We start from the raw sequence: 19,859 nt of genomic DNA on the forward strand, positions 1-19,859 counted from the left end.
CGGCTACGAGCTGGTGCCGGGCGAGTGCAAGTCGCAGTTCCCGCATGCCGAGGGCCTCAACACGCCGGGCTGGCTCGGCCAGATCACGACCAACCCGTGCGACTACCAGAGCGTCACGGAAGGCCGCTACGGCTACAACGCTTTCCATCTGCTCGGGATCGTCGACATCGCCCATCCGGAGAAGATCGACTCGATCAAGCTGTTCACCACGTGCGGGGAGGCCACGGGGACGGGCAAGTCGGCGCACTGCCGGCGACCCTAGCTCTGAAGCTCGGCGCTCCGGCTTCGGTCGGAGCGTCGTCAAGGCCGGTCGAAATCTGACCGCCATCAAGACCGGGTCCGGTGGCAGGCTCGTCCTGTCACCGGACGACGTGCCGCTGTGACGCAAACGATGCTTCCAGCCGTCCGAACAGGTCGTCGAGCGTCGCTCCGAACTGTTGGAACTCGTCGTCGGTGCCACCGAGGGCGAGGCGTTGGTGCAGGTTCCGCGTGAGGGGAACCACCACACGAGCCCTCGCCCGCCAGGTGCACGCAAGGACATGGCGCGCGGCATCGACGAGTGGGTTCTGTAGCGTCGATGTCAGCGACAGCCCCGTTGGGTTGCGCATGGAGGTTGGCGGCGATGGCAGACGACGATGCGCTGTCGGTCCGCCGCGAATCGCGGCGCAGGCGCGCGCGTCATCGCGGGCACGGGGTCGTGATCGGCGTCGCCCTCGTCGTGATCATGGGAGGCACCGCGGCCGCGGGGCTGGTGATGGTCGCCCGTTCGCCGCAGAGCCTCATCGGCTGTCACCTCGCCTCCACGCGTCCACGCGTCGTGGGGCAGGACACGTTTCTCTTTGCGGCCGACGGCTCGCGGCTGGGCGCGGTGCCGACGAGCCAGAACCGCGAGCCCGTCACCCTCGATCGGATGTCGCGCTGGCTTCCTGTCGCGACCGTGTCGATCGAGGATCGGCGCTTCTGGAGCCATGGCGCGCTGGACTACGCAGGGATCGGACGGGCGGCGCTCGCCGACCTCGAGGCCGGCCAGGTCGTCCAGGGCGGGTCGACCCTCACGCAGCAGCTTGTGCGCACCCGCTATCTCGGCGGGGAGAACATGAAGCTGTCGCGGAAGCTGACGGAGGCGTGCCTGGCCGTCGAGCTGGCCCGTGTCTGGTCCAGGCGACGCATCCTCGCGACCTATCTCAACACGGTGTTCTACGGCCACCACGCGTTCGGGGTCGAGGCCGCGGCTCGGACCTACTTCTCGCGGCCTGCGTCGCATCTGTCCCTGGTCCAGGCCGCGGTACTTGCCGGCCTTCCGCAGGCGCCGTCGCGAAACGATCCCCTGCGCCACCCCGTGGCCGCGATGATGCGCCGCAACGAGGTGCTGGCGGCGATGCGCCGTCAAGGCGTGATCTCCGAGTCGCGCTACCGGGTAGCCGCCGCCGCCCGGCTGCGACTCCGTCCCTCCAACCGCTACAGCCGGGTCCGGTTCAAGACCTTCTTCGACACCGCGCGCCGCGAGCTCGACCGGCGCTACGGCTCGGCCCGGGTTCGACACGGCGGGCTGCATGTGCGCACGACGCTCGACCCGCGCCTGCAGCGCCTGGCCGGGCGCGCGATCGGCGGCTGGATCCACCGAGCATCGGACCCCGCCGCGGTGCTGGTGGCCATCGACCCGGGCAGCGGCGCCATCCGGGCGATGGCGACGGCCGCATCCGGCCACCCGCGTCTGCGGTTCAACCTCGCCACCCAGTCACATCGCCAGGCGGGCAGCGCGTTCAAGATGTTCACGCTCACGACCGCCCTCGAGCAGGGCATCCCGCTGAGCTCGGTCTGGAACGGCCCGTCGTCGCTGACGATCCCCGACCGCCGCTGCATGAACGCCGAGGGCCCGTGGGTGGTGCACAACTTCGCCGACGAGGCGACGGGGACGATGGACCTGCTGCAGGCCATTGCGCACTCGGTCAACACGATCTTCGCCCAGGTCGCCCTCCGGGTCGGACCGCAGAACATCGTCCGCACCGCGCGACGGATGGGGATCCGCTCGCCGCTGAAGGCGGTGTGCGCGATCACGCTCGGCCCGGAGGGCGTCTCGCCGCTGGAGATGACCGACGCATTCGCGACCCTCGCCTCCGGCGGCGTCCACCACACCGCCGAGGCGCTCGACCGGGTCGTGACCGCCGACGGCGCGGTCCGCCCCCGCCGGTCGGCCACCGGGAGCCGCGTACTGACGCCGGGGGTGGCTCGGAGCGTCACGTACGCGCTCACCGGCGTCATCCGCGGCGGCACCGGGACGGCCGCCGACCCGGGACGCCCGGCCGCGGGCAAGACCGGTACGGCCGAGGACTTCAAGGACGCCTGGTTCTGCGGCTTCGTTCCCCAGCTCGTCGCGTGCGTCTGGATCGGCTACCCGGGAGCCGAGACGCCGATGGCCAGCCTCGACGGCTTCGCCCAGGTCGTGGGCGGCAGCGTGCCCGCCCGCATCTGGCACGACTTCATGGTCCCGGCGATGGCCGGCCGGCCGGTCGTGCCACTGCGCGGGGTCAACGCCTCCCACGTTGCGCTCCGGTCGCCGAACCTGACGGGCGGCACTGGCCCGGCGCCGCCCGCGGCGCCCGGGCAACCGCAGCCGGTCGCCCCGCCGCTCCTGGCGCCGTCTCCCCCGCCAGCACACGCACCCGCGTCGACGCCTCCACCCGGGATGTAGGTCAAGCTCGCCGCCCTCGTTCTGGCTCACCCTCGGGGTCAACGTCATGCGACCGACGATCTGACCGCCCGGATCGGCACCTCCGATCCCGTCGTCGCCGACCTCGACGTAGAGCATCCCGTCCTCCACAGACGCCCTGACCTTGGCGCGGCCGGCTTTGGCGTGCTTGACGACGTTCGTGAGCGCCTCGCCGATCAGCGACTCCAGCTGTACGTCTTCGTCCCGGAGCGCCCGCTGGGTGAGCGCAACTCGCGGCGTGCGTCGAGCAGCAGCTCGTCGAGCCGGCCGCCGCGTGATCGGCGCCACCGCGCGCTGACCTCGATCGCGATCACACCGCCGCCGGCGCGTCAGCGGCGCCGGGCGGCCCCGGCCGGAAGCCTGGGCGTGACGACGCGCATCACCGCGATCAGGCCTGTGACGACGACGACCTGGATGACCGCGAACCGGACGAGTCCACCGCCGGTATCGCTGCCCGCGCCGATGACGTGAGCCGACAGCAACACGTAGGCCATCACGCTGGCCATGCGGTGGACCGCCGGCCACGGAACCGCGGGCAGCCGGCGCTGCAGCCATGGCGTGGCGGTGCTCACGGCCAGCGCGAACGTGGCGACGGCGCCCAACCCTGCCCAGAACGCCTTGTGCAGGTGCATCTCGAACGGCCACACGATCTGCGTCAGCGTCGGATGCAGCCATGGGTCGGCGAGCAGCAGCAGACCGTGTGCGGCGATCAGCGGCCAGCCGACGAGCGCAAGCACCCGGTGCCACGCGGCCAGGTCGGCCGTGCGGCGCGAGCCGGCGCGGCGCAGCAGGCCGCTGGCGGTGAGCAGGCCGAGCATGACGACGGCGCTGAAGGTCACGAAGGCCCCGAACCCGCACGCGCGTGAGGCCATCCACGGCAGCTGGCTGTCGAGGCTGCTGCTCATGCTGGGATGCCGCCGATCGCCGTGATGCCGCCGTCCCAGCCGGTGGTGTAACCGCCGTGGACCAGCGGCGCCGTGTCGGCGGTCAGGTACGCCCACTTCGAACGTGTCTCGGCCTCGAGGCACGTGGGCGCGAGGGCGGTGACGGCGACCCATGGGCCGAACACCGGCTCACCCGAGCGGGGACACCGCAAGTGATGCTGGAGGGCGCCGTCGCCGTCGATCCACGCCCGGCGGGTGATCGCGGACGTCGCGACCGCCCCCTCGTGCAGGTCGATCTCGGCGAGCGGCTCCCCATCGTCGTACGGGTCGACGCTGACCGGCCACGGGTGCTCCTCGGCGAACCCGACGAGGTCACCGGAGAGCTCGACGAGGGCCGACGTCGCGCCGGCATCGCGCAGCAGCGCAAGGGCCCTGTCGGCGATGAGTCCCTTGCCGACTCCTCCGGGGTCGTAGCGCTCTCCGGCCGGCACGCAGGCGATATCGCCGGAGACGGTCAACGATGGCCGCGTGGAGGCGGCGGGCTGAGCCAGCCGATCCGCCGGACGAGCGACGGTGCGGACGTCGATGCGCGGCGGATGACCGCCGGCGGCGTAGCCGGCACGGTGCAGCGACGTCGCGACGAGGCCGTCGACGATGCCGCCCGTGAGCTCGGCGGCCCAGCGAGAGGCGGCCAGCGTCTCACGCAGCTCGGTGCCGACGTCGATCGGGCGGCCCCCGGCGTCGTTGAGGCGACTGGTATCCGAGTCCGGCTCGAAGCGCGAGACGCGCGCCTGGAAGCGCGCGAGCAGCTCCCGCAAGGCTGGTTCGGTGGCGCGGCCCACCTCGACCGGCCACGCGAACGCGTTGGCGGCGCCGCCCAGGACGCGCGGCCAATGGATGTGGTGGTGGCCGCTCACGACGCGTGGGTGCTGACGGGCGGCGGCGGGGGCGCCGCGGCCGGTGTCGGCTTCGAGATCTGGACCTGCACGCGTGGGGCGGGCGCCGGGGCCGACGCGACCGCGCTGGTCCTGCTCGGCACCGACGCTGCCGGGCTCAGCGACGCAGACACTCGCTGAACGCTCGCGGCGGGGGTCACGGCTCGATGACGCACCACCTTCACGACCTTGATGCGAGGCTTCGGGCGGACGTAGCGGATGGTCGCGATGACCTTGTGCTGGGTGAGTACCTGCGCTCGCGGGACGTCCTGGTGCTCCTGGCGCAGCCACGCCGTCACGACGAGGCCGAGCAGCGACGCCGAGGTCACCGCGCCGGCGCTCGCACCGGCCAACGACCAGCGACTGCGCTGCTTGCGCCGGCGTTCGCTCACCACGAGCTCACGCAGGGCCTGCTTCTCGGCGGGCGTGCGCGTGGGTTCAGTCATCGCTGCTGCCCTGGTGCTCGAGCTGGTCGTGGTTCGGCGCGTCGCGGTGATGGGCTTCCTCCCATTGGTGCAGCGACGCGGCATCGGTCGGAAGTGATGTCTGGGCGGCCGGTCGTGGCCGCGACGTGGGCGCCGGCGCCGCAGCCGGCGCGTGGTAGGTCTGCACGATCCGAACGGGTGTCGCCCGCGCGTAGGTGACGGGAGCCCGAGCCGGTGCAGGAGCGGGAGCGGGAGCGGGAGCGTCCACGTAGACCCGCTTGACCTTCGTGCGGCGGGGCAGCCGGCTTTCGATGGTGCGGTGCTCGACGACGACCCGGACCCTGAGCTTGGGGACGGCGCGCTGCTTGGGCGGCGTGGCGATCAGCACACCCGCCGCGGCAAGGCACAGCAGCATCACCGCAGTCGCCACGCGCACGTCAACACCATCGGCAGATGGGCATGTGCGCTTTAACACACGCGTGGGGACCTACTTGTTCATCCGTCCTGTCCGCAGCCGGACATCGAGGCGACCGGCCGTAACCGACGACCGGCGAGGGCCGCCTTTTGGCGGACCGCGCCTGTGGCGAGCTCGACGGTAATGGCCTGAGTACCGATTTGCCCAAGAACGTGCCGCCTACCGCTGTTGCCGCTGTCCGCAGTCCCGGGACTAGGGACAGCCCGCAAGCCGCGGCCGCGGCGCTCGCACCAATGTCCTAGGACTTGACGCGTTGCCGCACGGTGAGATCCTTTCCCGCGGTTGGGTGCGGGTGACTGACGAAGCGAAGCGCAGGCCCTGGGGCTCACGGAGCCTGCCGCGCGGCTATGTCCCTCGAGGACCCAAAGAATGCGCGCCCCGGTGTCGCGCCCGCACCCACCTTCTGCCCTCTCAGCGCACGCCGGCGACGTCCCAGATCACTCGACGAGTTCCTCGTCGTCGTAGTCCGGGTATTGCGGCGGTGCCGTGCCCTTGCGCTCCAGGACCCGGGGATACGCACCGTCGTCGGGCTCGGTCTGCTCGCGCAGCGTCAGGCGCACCCGCCACTCGTCGCCGAAGTCGAAGACGTACGCGATCTTCTGACCCGTGGCGAGGTCGAGCTCGGCCAGCGGGACGTCGGCGGTCTGCGGCGCGTCATCGGGCACAACGGGGCTCGTGTACTCCTGCACGCGGTCGCCCCAGAACCGGCCGTCCAGCCAGAACGAGTAGAGGTGATCGTCGTCCCAGCCGAACGCCTCCTGGATGGCGTCGTGCAGCATGGTGAGGGGTTGGTCGGCGCGCACCGCGAGTCGCGCCCGGACGCCACGCACGTTGGTCAGCTCCGCATCGAAGACCAGGACCGCCATGGGCCGCGATCTTACGGGAGTGGGCCCGAGACCCAAGACCAACCTCGCGGCCATCGACAGCGCGATGTGCTCGCGGCGTCGGCGCGGATCCGACGCGCCGTCCTGACGATCGATCAGCCCGTAGCCCTCCCCGCGGATCAGGACGTCGCTGACGGTGGAGGACACATGGCGCTCGTCGGGCACCTCGTAGTCAGGGCCCCGCCAGCCACCCCGGCGTGTCTCTCGCAACGCCGGCGCCACGAGGTCAGCGTGGCGGTCCGTCGATCCGCGCGCCAGCGTCGCCACGATCACGCGGGCGACCATGTCGGTGTAGGCATCACCGGCGCCCAGGTCGGACGCCAACAAGTCCAACAACGCCTCCGGGCGCGCGAGGAGATCGCGCCCCAGCGGGGTGGCGTAGAGCCTGCCACCGCGACGCCGCACGAGCTTGAGCCGTCGCAGACCGTCATGAAGCTCGGTCAGCGGTGCCAGCTCAGCCTCCCGGTAGGGCGGCCCGAACAGCTCGGCATCCCACCAGATCGGCCATCGCAGCGCCGCGTCACGCACCACCGCGCGCGCCAGCGCCTGGGTCGCGGTCAACGGCACGCCCTCCACCCCGGCCTCCAGCAGCCACCGGGCCGGCGCCGTGGCCTGCATCACCGCATCGCGGTCGCGCTCTGCCATGGCCCGGAGCCTGTCAAACGCCCGCCCCTTCCGTCTGCCACGAGTCCCGGATTCAGGGCGAGGGGTGCTCGGCGCCTCGTCCGGACCGAGAACCTCGCGTTTGCTGAGCGGTTCGCGTTTGCTGAGCGGTTCGTCGCCGAGCACCAGGCGACCTTCGACCGGCTCGGCGAGTAGCGCCCGCTCCTCCCACCGAACTCCTCGGGCTGACTTGTCGCAACGCTCAGCGCGGCCGCCGCGGCGCTCCGCGATCCCACCAGTCCGGCTCCTCGCCCTCCTGAGCCCAGTGGTCCAGCGTCCCCGCCGTGTACAAGGCCTGGGATCCCGTCACGGCGCAGAACTTCCACAGCTCGCGCGCCGCGCGCGTGTACTGGTGGATGACGCCGTCGAGGTCGAACGCGTCGAGCTCGCCGGCCTCGTAGCGGGCAAAGCCGCCTCGCACATGCTCGAGCAGCTCCTTGAGCCGCGCCTCGTGATACCGGCCGACACGTTCACGCGCAGCGCGGCGCGCCGCCTTGGTGTCCGGCTCGGCCACGAGCGATCAGCCGTCCTTGTCGAGTCCCTCGGTCATCCTCGATGTCTCGCGACGGTCACGACGCAAGCAGGAGGCTCTGCAGGCGCTCCCGGTTGATGCGCGGTAGGACGTCTGGCACATCGAGATCCTCGGAGACGGCGGCACCGAGCGAGTCGCGCAACGGTTGGGGTAGCGCGGCGAGAAGTCGCTCGACGCGAGCGCGTGTAGCCGCGCTGAGCGTGAGATCGCCGTCGTCCGGCGACACGGTCAGCTCGCCGAGCAGAGGAGCATCGTCGCTGTCCGCGCCGCAGAGCTCCCACACGACTCCCGTCTCGTGTGGAGGCTCGACGACCTCGGTGATCGGCGGCCCGAACACCTTGAAGGCGACGTCGTCCTCCCAATAGGTCACGGCCTCGACATCCTCGGTGACCGCCGGGGCCGCGCGCAACAGTGCGACCGCAGCGCTGGGGTCTGCCAGCTCATAGCAGCGGGAGCAGTGCTGGACCACATCGCCGTCCGCCGTGTGCTCGCGCACTTCCGGCCAGCGCAGCGCCGCGCACAGCGCCTGGTCGGGCGCCGCATGCAGAAGGGCCAACACGTCGTCGATCGCGTCGTCGTCGACCACCACCGGCCGGCCGACGAGCGCCACATGCGCGTCGCCCACCTCAACGCCGCGCGCGACCAGCAGCGCGCCGTCAGACAGCGCGCCGAACGGCTCGTGGCGACTATGCAGCGCGAGCGGCTCCTCATAGCGCCAGTGCGTCGCCGGCAGCGGGAACGCCGTGCCGCGAGCCCACCACGCGCAGATCGAGCTGCGCTGCAATGCCGCGTCGATCGGCTGCGGCTCCACCGCCAGGGCCTCCAGCGGCGTACGCCCGCCGAGCACCGGCCCGTCGCACACCAGCCACGTGTCCAGCCATGCCGCATGCTCGGCCGGCACCGCGCCGAACCGGTTCAGCGGCGCAAGATGGCGCTCGTACGCCGTCCGCCACTCAGGGCCCGCCTCGTCACGTACCAAGGAGCCGAGCTCGAGCACCCGCTCCTCGAGCTCGGCCGCGACACGGAGCGCCGCGCGCTCGACCTCCAGGCAGCAGCGCTTGTACTTGCGGCCACTCCCACAGGGACAAGGATCGTTTCGCCCGACCTCGCGCATGAGGCGACGATAGCCGCGGCACCTGACGGCATCCGGCCCACCAGATCGTCACCGGCATCGGCCGGCACCGGCCAGCTCCCGTGCGTGCGTGTCGGCAAGCACGTCCGCTTCCTGCGCTCCGTCCTCGAGCGCTGGGTCGCCGAGCGGCGAAGCTGGCAGCCGGTTCAGGTTGTCGGCCGTCTTGCCTGTCGATCGTAGAGGTAGTGCTCAACCCACTGACGGGAGCTCCGCCACATGCCGTCTTCGCCCTTCGATGCCTCAAGCCGACCGCGGGCGGCAGCGACTCGAAGTGCATCGGCGGAGATCCGCTCCGAGGCGAGGGCGGGCAGCGGTACGAGCCGAGCCGGTCCCGCGACAGCGGGCACGATGAACTTGTAGAGGTTGTCGAGCACGGCGCGTGCGAGCAACTCGCCCAGCGTTCCGAAGTCGCCCTGATCAGCTCGCTGCAGCGCGCGGAGATACTGTGCTCGCTCACGCTTGTAGATGATGGCCGGCGGATAACCGAGGCGCACCAGCAGCAGGTTCAAGACGAGCCGTCCGGTTCGCCCGTTCCCATCCAGGAATGGATGGATCTGCTCGAAGCGTGCGTGGCTCCTCGCCATTGCCTCGGGGAACGTCGCGGCGTCCGCTTCGCGAAGCAGAGCGGTCTCACGAACCCACACTTCCATCTGACTTGGGACGTCCGTGAACGCCGGTGGGCGCATGCCGCCGGGAAACGGCTCGATGTCGTGCTCACGGAACGACCCCGGAACTTCCCGCGGCGTTGCGCTGGGGTGAGGATCCACGTCCCAGACCAGGTCGAGCGCCAGCTTGTGGATGTGGCGGAGGTCCGTCAGCGTGATGGGCTCATCGGTTTGCCAGTCCCCCGGCTCGATTCCGTGCCCGTACACCCAGTCCGCGGCGTTGGCATAGCCGCGAACCTCCATGTACTCCCTCAGCTCCTTGTTGCCGACGGCACGTCCTTGATCGAGGAGTTGCTGAACCTGTTGCATGACCAGCGTGTTGCCTTCGATCGCGGTCGAGTGATGGGCCTCGGCCAGCCAGATCCCGCGCCAGATGTCTCGAGCCTCGATCGGCGACGGCAGGCCTCCGAGACGCGTGCGCAGTTCAGCGGTCTGTACGTAGAGTCGCTCGTAGACGACCTCACGGGACGGCCGTCCAGGGCCAGCACCCGCAGACTTGTTCGCAGCGCGGCTATCCATCTGAACCGAACAGAGTAGCGTCTTGTTCGCAGATCGGGTTCTCAACTGAACCGAACCAGTCCAGGCGCCAATCACCGATCACGGACCGCACGGAATCACCGCCGCGACCCGGGTTCCCCCGCCGGGCCGGGCGTCGACCGTCAGGGTGCCGTCGAGCGCGGCGACGCGGTCGACCATCCCGCGCATCCCGCCGCCGTCGAGGCGCACCCTGCCGGCGCCGCGGTCGCCGACCTCGATGCGCAGGTGGCCGTCGGCCCGCTCGAGCGCGACGATCAGGCTGCCCGGGCCCGCGTGCTTGACCGCGTTGACGATGGCCTTGGAGACCACGAAGAAGGCGGCGGACTCGATCGCCGGGCTGAGCCGCTCGTCGAGTCCGTCGACGCGCAGTGCGACCGGTGAGGGCAGCCGGTCGGCGAGGTCGCCGACCGCTGCGGGGAGTCCGCGAGCGGTCAGCAGCGCGGGCATGACGCCGTCTACGAGCTCGCGCAGATCGTCGATGGCGCCTTCGATCCCAGCGCGCAGCGCGGCCGGCTCGGTGCCCATCCCGGCCGTGCCGAGGCCTCAGCTGCTTCAGCCTGGGGAGCGAGGTCGTCGGCGATGGTATGGGCGAGGCCTCGCGCGTCGTCGAGCTCGGCGTCGGTCGCGTCAGCGATCAGGGCGATCACCTGTCGCGGGTTCACCGGCAGGATGTCGGCGAGTTCAGGGCACGCGAGGCCAGCCGGCGACGATTGCCTCCGCCCCCTCATCACTGACCGCCGCAGCGCGCCCATACGCACGCTCGCTCGGTGATCGGCGGGCCTGCCAATCGATCTAGCCCGCGACCTCGACGGAGGGGACGGGGACGCCGAGGCCGGTGAGCCAGTCATCGAGCGCGGTGGGCGCGCCGGCGCCGAGCGCGCCGATGACGGCGTCCTGGGCCTCGCGCCAGGCGCGACGCGCGTTGGTGAAGGTCTCGCCTCCCGCCGTCGTGATCGCGACGGTCGTCGTGCGGCCGCTCGGCGACAGCTCGGCCGGCTCGACCCAGCCCCGCTCGCGCATGAGCGCGAGGTTGCGGCTCATCGTGGAGCGCTCGACGGCGAGGACGTGCGCCAGCGCCGACGGCGTCACGGCGCCGCCGGCAACGGTGAGCGCGGCCAGGATCTCGAGCTGCGGCGGGGTCAGGCCCGTCGGCGCGAGCGCGAGCTCGAAGCGGCGCGCGACGACCCGGTGCAGCCGGCCGATCCGCGAGCCCATGCAGAGCTGCGCCATCTCGGCGGCGAAGTCTTCAGCGGCGTGTTGCACCTACATCACCTGCTTGCTACGTTCGAAGGTGTAGATGCAACATTAGCTGATCGGAGCACCGCGATGTCCCGTTTCGATGCCGTGCGCGAGCGCAACGCGGCCTTCGCCGAGAGCGGCGGCCATGAGGACGCGACGATCATGCCGCGGCTGCGGATCGCGGTGCTGACCTGCCTGGACCCGCGGGTCGACCCGGCCGTGATCTTCAGCCTGCGGCTCGGCGACGCCGCCGTGTTGCGCAACGCCGGAGGCCGCGTCACCACCGCCGTCGTCGAGGACCTGGCGTTCATCGGGCAGATAGCCGAGGCAGCCGCACCGGAGGGACCGCTGTTCGAGGTCGCCGTCGTCCACCACACCCTCTGCGGCACCGCGCTGCTGGCCGACGAGAGCCTCCGCACTCGGTACGCCGAGCGCATCGACACCGAACCCGCCGCGCTGGTCGCGCGCGCCGTCCTGGACCCGGAGGCCACCGTGCGCGAGGACGTCGCGCGGCTGCGCGCGAGCTCAGCGATCCCCGACCGCGTCGCGATCTCCGGCCACGTCTACGACGTGCAGACCGGCCGCGTGCGCACCATCGTCGACACCACGGTCCTCGCCGCGGTGTAAGCGCCATGCCTCTCTCTCCCGCCGCGCGCTCGCCCTCGCCGCGTGTGCCTCTGCGCGTTCGCGGTCAACCTCGACGCGACGATGGTCGACGTCACGCTGCCCACACTCGTCGAGCACCTCGATGCCGGCACGAGCCGGCTGCTCTTCGGCCAGCGCGGCTGGAGCCAGTCCGCGGCACGCCATGGAGTTCGCGCTCCTTGGGCCATGTCCCGGAAATCCGCGGTACATGCGTCGCACCGACGAGCTGACGAAAACTATCCCGGCGCGTCAGCCAACGGACAAGGCAACGCCGGCCGAGAACGACGAGAGCCCTGGACGCCAGGGTGGGCGCGGCGCGCCTCAGTCGAGGTACGCCACCTCGGTCTCCCAGCCCTTGATGCCGTGCTCGACGAGCAGGCCACGCAGCCGCGGCGACATCACCAGCAGCGGGACCGGCTGCAGGAGGCCGCGACGGACGCCGACGAGCTGCTCGGTCGCAACGAGGTCGGGGGCCGGGTAGGTGGCGGCGTCGAGGTGCAGCTCGGAGATCAGGTTGAGGCCGGCGACGTGGCCCTGCGGGCAGCGCGAGCTCTCGTTCTGAGCGGCATCGGCGAACGGTGTGATGCCGACGAGGGTCGTCGGAGCGATCTGCGCGCGGTCGCCGTCGGGGACCAGCTGGTACCAGGGCGGCGGTGGTGGGCGGCGTGCCGCGCGGCGCCCGTGCTCGGCGGCGGCCTGCGCGTGCAGGGCGTCGCGGAGCTCCTGCTGCTCCGGCCGGTTCAGCCACACGAAGTACCGCCACGATCCGGGCCGGATGACTTCCGCCTCGGCCCGGGCGAGGAGCTCGCGGCCGGCCGGGAACCGCTTGGGGTCGATCGTCTCGTCCCCGGTCGCCGTCCGGTGGTGGACGGGACGCAGCGACACGCCGGTGAACTCCTCGTCGGCGAGCAGATCCGCCACGTGCTGATCGACGATCCGCTCGTCGGCGAGCGTCTGGGCGAACCCGCCGCGCTTGGGGACGCGACGCAGGTCGAGCGTCAGGTCGCGCGCCTGCACCCGCTGCGTCCCGCACAGCGGGCACGCGTCGTCATGGTCGTAGACGTCCGGGTCCAGCTCCTCGGCCGCCGGCTCGAACGCGCCCTTGATCCGCACCGCGACCAGGCCCGGTTCTACGTCGTCTCCCCCGGCTCGGTCGAGCGCGCGCTGCCCGGGCTAGAGGCCGAGCCTGATGGCCTGGACGAGGATGTCGTCGCGACGCTCTCGACAAGCCGGACCAAGCTGACGAGGCCACCCGCACCGATCCGCTCCGACCGCCGGAAACACATGTCGCGGCGTCCGACCCGGTTGACCGTCACGCAGCGCGCACAGCGATGCTCGACCCGAGCAACCGACTGAGCGAGATGCTCGGGGATGGCCGGCCGGGCTTCGCGGCGCGGGAGGCATAGATGCGCGAGGCAGCGCTGTCGGTCGCCCGCGATGCTCCGCGCGAACTCGCGCGCCCAATAGAGCCGTCGATGGACGACCTCGGCCCCGAGCTTTGAGCGCCCGACACGCGTACACGCTGCCCGGTTGCAGTCTGGACGAACGACCGGTCAAGTGGCAATCAGCCTGCACCGAATAAGTGAGCATGCCTTCGCGGATCCTCAAGCTGCGTCGCCCCGACCAGTGCGCGCGCTGTGCCACCGAGCTCGCGGCGGGCAGCCAAGCGAATTGGGACGCCGACGCCCGCGCCGTCACCTGCCTCAGCTGCCTCGTCCCGCCAGCTCCCCCGGGTCCGGCATCCGCCCCAGCACGGCAGCAGCCGATCGACCGCGGCACCCCGGGCGCCAGCGCCCTTCGAGAGCACGAGCGGCGCAAGCACAACCGCGAGCAGCGAACGCGTCATGCGCACCCCCACATCGGCGGGTTGCTGCTCGCCCTCCGCGACGAGCCACAACACGAGCTCGCCTTCCTCCGCGGCGCTCGCGGCGAGGCCGCCGTGGCCGGGTCCCTCGAGGCCCGAACCGCGGGCGGCCCGACGGTGCTGCTGCACGACCGCCGCCTGCCTCGCGGACGCGGCAACATCGATCACCTCGCCATCTCCCCGAACGGCATCTTCGTCATTGACGCCAAGGACTGGAAGGGCAAGGTCAGCGTCTCCACGCCGCTCTTCGGCAAGTCCAAGCTCTTGATCGCGGGCCGCGACCGCACGAAGCTCATCGACGGTCTCGATCGCCAGGTCGCGGCCGTCGAAGTCGCGCTGGGAGACGCGGCGCGATCGTGGCCGATCCAAGGCGTGCTCTGCTTCACCAAGGCCGACCTGCCGCTCCTCGGCACCACCAAGATGCGCTCGCATCTACTGCTCTACCGCAAGGCGTTGGCCAAGCGGCTCAACGCGAGCGGACCGTTCACGCTCGCGCAGATCGACGCGACCGCTCGCGCCCTGGCGGCCGCGTTGCCTCCTGCGTGATCTCCTCGTCGCGCGGCAGAGCAGCGACGGCGCCGCGGACGCCCAGGCCGGGCTCGTCCCCGACCAGTGAGGTCAGAGCGTCAGCGCGTTGGCCGCTCGACGGCCGCCATCAGGTCGGTGGCCAAGTCGATGGACGTCGTGGGCGTCCTTGTCGACGAGACGCGTTGGGGTGTCGCGGCGCTCGGCGATCTTGTGGAGCTTGACGACGAGCAGCGCCGCCGGTCCTGCGACGTTGGCCTCGTAGGTGCGCGAGTCAGCCGGGCTCAGCGCCGAGACCGTCTCCCGGCTGTGGTCGACCATGGCGGCGTCGCGGCCGACAGCCCGGCGTGTGGCGCGCTTGGAGTGAGGCGGAATGCGCGCGCCGCGGCGGTTGCTCGCCGGGTGGTCCGGCGAGGGCCTCGGCGACTATGAGGTCGACCGGCACGCCGTCCCGGCTCAGCCACCGACCGGGATCGCCGGCCGGGTCTGCCGTGAAGTCCGCGTCCTTCATCGCCTGCTCGACCAGCGGTTCGTCCCCAACGACGCGGACGTCGAGGGCGATGTCCGTGTCTTTGGTCGCCTCGGCGAGCGCGACGATCGCCGCGCCGGTTCGGAGGTACAACGCTTGTGCGCCGATGACGACGACCGCGTCGGCGTGCGGTGCGAGGGCCTCGAGGGCGTCAAGGAGCGCCGACGTGCCCGGACGGTCAGGTCACCGTCGCCAGACAGACTCATGCGTCTCCATCCAGTTGAGGAGCTCCTCGCCCTCGGCCGGATTGCGGCCTGAGCCGTTCAGGAGATCGACGGCGGCCGACTCGGTGTGACGGCGCGCATGCCGTCGTCGTCGTTGGTGCGCTCGAAGACGACGTCGAGGTCCCCGGCCACGAGCAGCACGTTCGCGCCGCTGTCGATCGGCCGGAGGTCGAGGTGTGCCAGCGCCCGATCAAAGTCCCGGAGATAGATCGCGGCCGCGCGTGCCGGCGCGTAGGGCGCGAGGCGCTGCGCCGCAAGCGACCCGGTGACGGCGTAGTCGAAGTCCTCATCTGCGTTGCGCAGGCGGCTGACGAGATCGTCGATCCCGCGAGGCGCCAGCGCGCTGATCGTCACGTTGTTGCACGCGAAGCGGTAGTCGCGACTCCACCGCTCCAGCAGTCCACGCCAGCGCACGTTGCCCAGCGGCCCGCGGGGGCTCGCTCGAGAAAGCCCTCCTGCTCAGCGAGCTCCACAACCCGGTAGGTCGCGGCCGTGGAGGCGCCGGCCTTCTGAGCGAGCTGCGGGACCGTTCCCGGCTCACGAAAGCTACCGGCGTGGTGACCGTCTACGAGGGACGCCGCGAGTTCCGTGCTCTCGAGCGCGCCGCTCGCCGCGGGGGATTGTCGAAGCGCCGCGTCCGCGAGTACCTGCCCTACCGCATGCTCGAGGTCGAGGTCGCGGCCAACGCGGTCTACGCCTGGGCGACCCGGGAGATCGTCGCCCGGCGCGTCGGCGAGCACGCCGCCGACGGCCCCACCTACGCCGAGGCGATCCGACTCGAGACCCAGGCCCTCCGCTACCGCGCGCACGACAAGCTGATGCTCGCGTTCCTCGAGTCAGAGGTCTTCGAGGGCGGCGTGTAAGTCCGCCGCACCGATGGCGCGGCTCAGGGCTCGCTGCTCGAGGACACCTGAGCCGTCGCGATAGCGGCCTCGACCGCGGCGGCACGCGGGAGTCTGTCGAGCGCCAACGGAGAGCACCGGAGCACCCCGGACGCGAACCGGCCGACCGGCCGCTGCAACCGAAGGGTGACGGCATGGTCGTCGATCTCGACGATCGTCGCCCCCATCCCCGCCAGGTACCGCGGGCTGACGGCATGGTTGATGCGAACCAGGTCGCCCACTTCAAGCGCGGCAAGGGCGGTGGCCGAGCGAACGGTGTCCACCAGGTGGCGGCGGGCGTCGATGGCCTCCGCAAGAGCGGTGAGCTGATCGTCGAACTGGCCGCTCGCGATGGCGTCGAGCAGGGACGGGCCAGCGGCCGCCGCCGACAACGATCGATGCTGCGCGGTTCGCTTGCTCACGACCTGCAGGATGGCCGCGTCGCCGGACAGAGATCGCCGCCGTTCATCATGGTGCGACGACGAAGCCGTCGGGGCCTACCGCGTGCGCAAGCGTGTCCAACGTCGCGGTGGGATCGTCGTATGGGCCGGGTACGTACGTCGGCCGGCCACTGCGTCCAAACGTGATCGCGCAGGGCTCCTCGAGCTCGCCGAGATGTCCACGCGCAGCCGCGAAGTCCGGATGCGCGTCGAACCCAAGACCGGCCGCGAACGCCACGGCACCGTGCACGACATGCCGAGCAAGCTCGAGCGGCACACGGACGGCAGGGCTGGGAAACGCGCGGAAGTACCTGCGCACGAACGACGCGAGCTCGCGCCTGTGCATGACCTCGGGCCCGATCGCGTTCTTGACGCCGAGACAGAACGTGTCGACCAGATAGCCGCAGACGCTCACGTTGCCGCCACGCGGTGCTCGCGCGACGAGCACGAGGACGATGCCGGCCGGTCCGTCTGGCCCGAGATCGACGTCGTTCCAGCCGTCACGCTCCTCGAAGAGCAGCTCGCGACTCCAGGCCGGACTGATCCAGCATCCGGCGAGTTCGGCCCGCTCGACCGGGACCTGAGGCGTCTCTGCGGCGACCTGCCGCACCAGCGGCGCAACGACGGCCGGGCGGACGCCCAGAGCACGAGCGATCGCCTTCGGCGGACGGCCCTCAGCCCTCAGGCGCCGCACCTCGTCCAGCAACTCCCGATCGTTCATGACCCGAACTCCAGCGGATCGACCGGACGGGTACGCCCCGCTCGGCGGACCGACGGCACACCCGCCGCATCGACCCGTGGCTCACGCCACCCTCGCAAGGGAGGCAGCGCCCGATCGGCTCGGCGTCGAGCATGGCCCGATGGCCGCGGCCGCGCGATGGCCGACCCTCTCGTGGCGGGACGCCGCGAGCTCATGGATCGGGCGCGTCGCGGCGTCGCGATGAAATTGTTCTCGGTCACCGAAATCCGAACTGTCGTCACGCGCCACAACGACACAACGACACAACGACACAAGTAGATCGACAAGCACCGCGGCGCGCGGCGCCTGTTGACGGTCGGCACAAACGGGAGTCCCCTCGACGGCTCGCGGTGCTCGCGGCTCCGCGGTCCCGTCTTGGACAGCCGCAGACGGAGGACGATCCAACTCGGAGTCCAGCTGAGTTGGATGAGCGGAGCTCGGGCCAAGTGGCGTTGGACGTCTCCGCCCCCGCACGCTGCGTGCGACAGGGTGCCCTTCCGATCATCGCGGCAGCGTCACGGCTCGCGATTACACTGGCGCAGTGGCCGGCCGCGACATCACCGACGAGCTCGTGCAGCAGGTCATCGCCGACCTCCAGACGCGCTACGCCCTCGACGATGACGACGTCCGCGCCCTCGGAGCCAAGCTCGCCGAGCCTGCACGCAATGAAGGGCGCACCGACAACCTCGCGTTCGCCGAGCGCTTCGTCGCCGAGCACCGGGCGACCTTCGACCGGCTCGGCCAGTAGCACCCGCCTGGTGCCCGACCAGCGCCGGACCCCGACACTCGGCGACTACCTCGCTCGCGTTCCTGCTCGGCACGTCACCCGACCGACTTCAAGGACTGCCGCGCATCGGACTCGCCGAGTCCGCAGTGCACGCGCCGTTCGCGTCCTTCGGCGGCGAGTCCGCCTATCCAGAGCTGCTGGAACAGGCCGCGGTGGTCATCGCGCATCTCGCCCAGAACCATCCGCTGCCGGACGGCAACAAGCGCGCGGCGTTCCTGCTCACTGCCCGCTTCCTGGAGGCCAACGGCCGGCACTGGAAGAGCGAGGACGTCACGATCGACGCGTCCATGGTCGAGGACATCGCCGCATGCAAAGTGACGCGCGAGGACGGCGTCGCGTGGATCCAGCGCCGCACCACACAGCCGTAGGCCGAGCGCTCGCGATTCGGCGGGACGAAGTCGAATCGGCGCGCTTGTTCGCAGATCGCGTTCTCAGCTGAACCGAACCAGTTCTGGGCGCCTCCGCCTCCGCGCGCCCTCAGCGCCTTCTGCGCGAACGCCACCCAGCCCGTCGGGTCCGGCGCGTAGTGCGAGTAGATCTCCGTCGTCGAGATGTCCGCGTGGCCCATCCACTCCTGGATCGCGCGCATCGGCGCGCCGGCCGCCGCCATCTGCGTGCCGAACGTGTGCCGCAGCCCGTGGAAGGTGATCTGATGCACGCCCGCGCGCTCCAGCGCGACGTAGAACCGCTTGCGCCCCTTCGACGAGTCCAACACATGCCCGGTCACGGGATGGCGAAGACCAGGTCGTTCTCCGCCCGCCATCGCGAGGCCTGGAAGTGGCGCTCCAGCTCTCCGGCCAGCCGGTCGGCCATCGGCACCGACCGCCCGCGGTGGTTCTTGGGCGAGTCGAACGCGCCCCTCACATACGAGTCAGCCACCCGGATCCGCGACGCGCTCCAGTCCACATCGATCCAGCGCAAGGCAATCAACTCGCCTTGCCGCAGCCCGGTCATCGCCGCCATCAAATAGAGCGGACCTTCGACCGACCCGAGCACATCGCCCGGGACCGCGCGCACCACCGCGTCGAGCTCCTCGCGCGCGAGGAACTGGATCCGCCGCTCCTTGAAGCGCGGCATCCGCGGACGGTCGACCAGCGCGACCGGGTTCTTCAGCGCCCATTCGCGCTTGATGGCAAACGACCACAGCCCGTGCAGGAAGTTGAGGTGGTTGCACACCGTCTTGGACGACAGCCCGTCGCGCTTCTTGGCCAGCAGGTAGTTCTCGACGAACGCGCGATCGAACTTGTCCATCGGCCGCGCGCCGAAGAACGGGACGAGGTGGCGGCGCAGGTAGCCCCGGTAGTCGTGGATCGTCGTGCGCTTGCGCTCCATGACGTGCTCGAGGTGTTCGACCTAGAGCGCACCGGCCTCCTCGATCGTCTTGCGCTGCGGGCCGGCGAGCACGACCTCGGTGCCCATCAGCCGGCGCAGCTCGGCCTCGGCCTGGGTCCGGGTCAAGCCCTCGCTCGTCGACGCCCGACGCTTGAGCCCGATCCGCCGCTTGACTCGCCGCCCACCGACCCGCCACGAGCCGTACCAGGTCTCCCGACCATTGCTGTCGGCCCGCACGAACAGCCGACCGGATCCATACGAGCGCCGCGCCATCACGACCACTATGTCGCGCGGCGCACCGGATCACCCTCGCCCCAATTGGAACCCTATTAGAACCACGAGCCCAGATGAACGCTGGCGCTTAAACGACGAAAGCCCCCGCAAGCAGGGACTTTCGTGAGTAGCGGGGGCAGGATTCGAACCTGCGACCTTCGGGTTATGAGCCCGACGAGCTACCAGACTGCTCCACCCCGCGGCGGACATGGAAGTATAGCCGACCGGGCCCGAACGGACGGTTCGGTGTAAACGGGCTGACGCCTCGCGGCGCGCGCCCGCGCGAGCCGCAGAACGCCCCCGTCATCCGCGCCCCCGGCGCAGGCACGTGACCGCCAGCCAGCGGCCCGGCGTGGGCGTCCTGGCGAGTGGGAACGCCAGGTCGCCGGAGATCGCCCACAGTGGTGCGGGCCGGTCCGACACGGCCCAGCCGGGCGGCCAATGCGTGATGTCGGCGGCCTCCAGGGCCTCGAGCAGCCCGCGGGCGACCTCCTCGATCCCGGGCACGCGAACCGGCATGCGCTCGCGGTAGCGCGCGA

Annotated in this window: 24 protein-coding genes, 1 tRNA gene and 2 pseudogenes; 8 read left to right on the plus strand and 19 right to left on the minus strand. The window is 71.0% G+C overall.

The window, feature by feature from the left end:
- Positions 1-262 (plus strand): annotated as a pseudogene (locus tag VK501_RS00715) (hypothetical protein); the annotation flags it as partial.
- Positions 263-622: 360 nt separating this feature from the next.
- The gene (locus VK501_RS00720; protein ID WP_324333611.1) at positions 623-2,692 is read left to right on the plus strand and encodes a transglycosylase domain-containing protein; all 2,070 of its coding nucleotides are present in this window, start codon (positions 623-625) and stop codon (positions 2,690-2,692) included.
- Between the two features lie 347 nt (positions 2,693-3,039).
- Here the strand turns inward: VK501_RS00720 and VK501_RS00725 are convergent, their stop codons facing one another.
- The 10 genes from VK501_RS00725 to VK501_RS00770 all read right to left on the minus strand — a co-directional run bounded on the left by VK501_RS00725 (position 3,040) and on the right by VK501_RS00770 (position 11,105).
- Positions 3,040-3,615 carry a hypothetical protein gene (locus tag VK501_RS00725; protein ID WP_324333613.1) on the minus strand — a complete coding sequence of 192 codons (576 nt, stop codon included), beginning with the start codon at positions 3,613-3,615 and terminating at the stop codon, positions 3,040-3,042.
- The gene (locus VK501_RS00730; RefSeq protein ID WP_324333615.1) at positions 3,612-4,511 is read right to left on the minus strand and encodes an FAD:protein FMN transferase; all 900 of its coding nucleotides are present in this window, start codon (positions 4,509-4,511) and stop codon (positions 3,612-3,614) included. Before VK501_RS00730 ends, VK501_RS00725 begins: the two co-directional genes overlap by 4 nt.
- Positions 4,508-4,975 (minus strand): hypothetical protein, encoded by a 468-nt coding sequence (locus VK501_RS00735; RefSeq protein WP_324333617.1) that lies wholly within the window; start codon positions 4,973-4,975, stop codon positions 4,508-4,510. The genes VK501_RS00730 and VK501_RS00735 overlap by 4 nt, the downstream gene beginning before the upstream one ends.
- On the minus strand, positions 4,968-5,390 hold the full coding sequence (locus tag VK501_RS00740) for a hypothetical protein (protein WP_324333619.1): 423 nt from the start codon (positions 5,388-5,390) through the stop codon (positions 4,968-4,970). The genes VK501_RS00735 and VK501_RS00740 overlap by 8 nt, the downstream gene beginning before the upstream one ends.
- A gap of 476 nt (positions 5,391-5,866) precedes the next feature.
- On the minus strand, positions 5,867-6,958 hold the full coding sequence (locus VK501_RS00745; protein ID WP_324333621.1) for a plasmid pRiA4b ORF-3 family protein: 1,092 nt from the start codon (positions 6,956-6,958) through the stop codon (positions 5,867-5,869).
- Positions 6,959-7,178: 220 nt separating this feature from the next.
- The gene (locus VK501_RS00750) at positions 7,179-7,490 is read right to left on the minus strand and encodes a hypothetical protein (protein ID WP_324333623.1); all 312 of its coding nucleotides are present in this window, start codon (positions 7,488-7,490) and stop codon (positions 7,179-7,181) included.
- A gap of 55 nt (positions 7,491-7,545) precedes the next feature.
- Complete coding sequence (locus tag VK501_RS00755) at positions 7,546-8,622, minus strand: YecA family protein (RefSeq protein WP_324333626.1); 1,077 nt, start codon at positions 8,620-8,622, stop codon at positions 7,546-7,548.
- A gap of 164 nt (positions 8,623-8,786) precedes the next feature.
- Positions 8,787-9,824, minus strand: a complete 1,038-nt coding sequence (locus VK501_RS00760) for a Fic family protein (protein WP_324333628.1) — start codon at positions 9,822-9,824, stop codon at positions 8,787-8,789.
- Between the two features lie 78 nt (positions 9,825-9,902).
- Complete coding sequence (locus VK501_RS00765; RefSeq protein WP_324333630.1) at positions 9,903-10,367, minus strand: sensor histidine kinase; 465 nt, start codon at positions 10,365-10,367, stop codon at positions 9,903-9,905.
- Positions 10,368-10,634: 267 nt separating this feature from the next.
- Complete coding sequence (locus tag VK501_RS00770) at positions 10,635-11,105, minus strand: MarR family winged helix-turn-helix transcriptional regulator (RefSeq protein WP_324333633.1); 471 nt, start codon at positions 11,103-11,105, stop codon at positions 10,635-10,637.
- A 63-nt stretch (positions 11,106-11,168) separates the two neighbouring features.
- On the opposite strand from VK501_RS00770, the gene VK501_RS00775 reads away from it, so the two are divergent.
- The gene (locus VK501_RS00775; protein ID WP_324333635.1) at positions 11,169-11,708 is read left to right on the plus strand and encodes a carbonic anhydrase; all 540 of its coding nucleotides are present in this window, start codon (positions 11,169-11,171) and stop codon (positions 11,706-11,708) included.
- Positions 11,709-12,047: 339 nt separating this feature from the next.
- Here VK501_RS00775 and VK501_RS00780 read toward each other — a convergent pair whose 3' ends face one another.
- Positions 12,048-12,839: a hypothetical protein gene (locus VK501_RS00780; protein WP_324333638.1), complete on the minus strand. Its 792-nt coding sequence runs from the start codon at positions 12,837-12,839 to the stop codon at positions 12,048-12,050.
- A gap of 475 nt (positions 12,840-13,314) precedes the next feature.
- On the opposite strand from VK501_RS00780, the gene VK501_RS00785 reads away from it, so the two are divergent.
- Complete coding sequence (locus tag VK501_RS00785; protein ID WP_324333640.1) at positions 13,315-14,136, plus strand: nuclease-related domain-containing protein; 822 nt, start codon at positions 13,315-13,317, stop codon at positions 14,134-14,136.
- Positions 14,137-14,208: 72 nt separating this feature from the next.
- Here VK501_RS00785 and VK501_RS00790 read toward each other — a convergent pair whose 3' ends face one another.
- Entirely contained in the window at positions 14,209-14,436 is a 228-nt protein-coding gene (locus tag VK501_RS00790) for a hypothetical protein (RefSeq protein WP_324333642.1), read from the minus strand.
- 52 nt (positions 14,437-14,488) lie between these two features.
- On the opposite strand from VK501_RS00790, the gene VK501_RS00795 reads away from it, so the two are divergent.
- Complete coding sequence (locus VK501_RS00795; RefSeq protein WP_324333644.1) at positions 14,489-14,902, plus strand: hypothetical protein; 414 nt, start codon at positions 14,489-14,491, stop codon at positions 14,900-14,902.
- Between the two features lie 5 nt (positions 14,903-14,907).
- Here the strand turns inward: VK501_RS00795 and VK501_RS00800 are convergent, their stop codons facing one another.
- Positions 14,908-15,282, minus strand: coding sequence for a hypothetical protein (locus VK501_RS00800; RefSeq protein WP_324333647.1), 375 nt, complete (start codon positions 15,280-15,282; stop codon positions 14,908-14,910).
- A gap of 143 nt (positions 15,283-15,425) precedes the next feature.
- Between VK501_RS00800 and VK501_RS00805 the strand changes: the two genes are divergently transcribed.
- Complete coding sequence (locus VK501_RS00805; RefSeq protein ID WP_324333649.1) at positions 15,426-15,731, plus strand: hypothetical protein; 306 nt, start codon at positions 15,426-15,428, stop codon at positions 15,729-15,731.
- A gap of 23 nt (positions 15,732-15,754) precedes the next feature.
- On the opposite strand, the gene VK501_RS00810 is transcribed toward VK501_RS00805, so the two are convergent.
- Together VK501_RS00810 and VK501_RS00815 are read right to left on the minus strand one after the other, a co-directional pair.
- Positions 15,755-16,171, minus strand: coding sequence for a hypothetical protein (locus VK501_RS00810; RefSeq protein ID WP_324333650.1), 417 nt, complete (start codon positions 16,169-16,171; stop codon positions 15,755-15,757).
- 46 nt (positions 16,172-16,217) lie between these two features.
- Positions 16,218-16,910, minus strand: coding sequence for a hypothetical protein (locus tag VK501_RS00815; protein ID WP_324333652.1), 693 nt, complete (start codon positions 16,908-16,910; stop codon positions 16,218-16,220).
- Positions 16,911-17,469: 559 nt separating this feature from the next.
- On the opposite strand from VK501_RS00815, the gene VK501_RS00820 reads away from it, so the two are divergent.
- Both VK501_RS00820 and VK501_RS28670 read left to right on the plus strand, forming a co-directional pair.
- Positions 17,470-17,676: a hypothetical protein gene (locus tag VK501_RS00820; protein WP_324333654.1), complete on the plus strand. Its 207-nt coding sequence runs from the start codon at positions 17,470-17,472 to the stop codon at positions 17,674-17,676.
- Positions 17,677-17,801: 125 nt separating this feature from the next.
- Positions 17,802-18,083: a type II toxin-antitoxin system death-on-curing family toxin gene (locus VK501_RS28670; protein ID WP_349260954.1), complete on the plus strand. Its 282-nt coding sequence runs from the start codon at positions 17,802-17,804 to the stop codon at positions 18,081-18,083.
- Between the two features lie 164 nt (positions 18,084-18,247).
- Here VK501_RS28670 and VK501_RS28675 read toward each other — a convergent pair.
- From VK501_RS28675 to VK501_RS00840, 4 genes and pseudogenes are all read right to left on the minus strand, one after another.
- Positions 18,248-18,478: pseudogene (locus VK501_RS28675) on the minus strand (tyrosine-type recombinase/integrase); the annotation flags it as partial.
- Complete coding sequence (locus VK501_RS00830; RefSeq protein WP_324333658.1) at positions 18,439-19,047, minus strand: tyrosine-type recombinase/integrase; 609 nt, start codon at positions 19,045-19,047, stop codon at positions 18,439-18,441. The gene VK501_RS00830 and the pseudogene VK501_RS28675, both read right to left, overlap by 40 nt.
- A 401-nt stretch (positions 19,048-19,448) precedes the next feature.
- Positions 19,449-19,522, minus strand: a tRNA-Met gene (locus VK501_RS00835).
- Between the two features lie 101 nt (positions 19,523-19,623).
- On the minus strand, positions 19,624-19,859 hold a 236-nt coding region (locus tag VK501_RS00840; RefSeq protein ID WP_324333660.1), incomplete at its 5' end, for a hypothetical protein.

It is taken from the genome of Baekduia sp. (genome assembly GCF_035318805.1).
In the GTDB taxonomy this organism is placed as follows: Bacteria; Actinomycetota; Thermoleophilia; order Solirubrobacterales; family Solirubrobacteraceae; genus Baekduia.

Bases quoted from the DNA above. Each gene is read 5' to 3' on its own strand.
- VK501_RS00745 (WP_324333621.1), bottom strand. From the start codon at position 6,958: ATGGCAGAGCGCGACCGCGATGCGGTGATGCAGGCCACGGCGCCGGCC.
- VK501_RS00830 (WP_324333658.1), bottom strand. From the start codon at position 19,047: ATGGAGCGCAAGCGCACGACGATCCACGACTACCGGGGCTACCTGCGC.
- VK501_RS00790 (WP_324333642.1), bottom strand. From the start codon at position 14,436: ATGGTCGACCACAGCCGGGAGACGGTCTCGGCGCTGAGCCCGGCTGAC.
- VK501_RS00720 (WP_324333611.1), top strand. From the start codon at position 623: ATGGCAGACGACGATGCGCTGTCGGTCCGCCGCGAATCGCGGCGCAGG.
- VK501_RS00775 (WP_324333635.1), top strand. From the start codon at position 11,169: ATGTCCCGTTTCGATGCCGTGCGCGAGCGCAACGCGGCCTTCGCCGAG.
- VK501_RS00765 (WP_324333630.1), bottom strand. From the start codon at position 10,367: ATGGGCACCGAGCCGGCCGCGCTGCGCGCTGGGATCGAAGGCGCCATC.
- VK501_RS00755 (WP_324333626.1), bottom strand. From the start codon at position 8,622: ATGCGCGAGGTCGGGCGAAACGATCCTTGTCCCTGTGGGAGTGGCCGC.
- VK501_RS00725 (WP_324333613.1), bottom strand. From the start codon at position 3,615: ATGAGCAGCAGCCTCGACAGCCAGCTGCCGTGGATGGCCTCACGCGCG.
- VK501_RS00735 (WP_324333617.1), bottom strand. From the start codon at position 4,975: ATGACTGAACCCACGCGCACGCCCGCCGAGAAGCAGGCCCTGCGTGAG.
- VK501_RS00785 (WP_324333640.1), top strand. From the start codon at position 13,315: ATGCCTTCGCGGATCCTCAAGCTGCGTCGCCCCGACCAGTGCGCGCGC.
- VK501_RS00795 (WP_324333644.1), top strand. From the start codon at position 14,489: ATGCGCGCGCCGCGGCGGTTGCTCGCCGGGTGGTCCGGCGAGGGCCTC.
- VK501_RS00815 (WP_324333652.1), bottom strand. From the start codon at position 16,910: ATGAACGATCGGGAGTTGCTGGACGAGGTGCGGCGCCTGAGGGCTGAG.
- VK501_RS00760 (WP_324333628.1), bottom strand. From the start codon at position 9,824: ATGGATAGCCGCGCTGCGAACAAGTCTGCGGGTGCTGGCCCTGGACGG.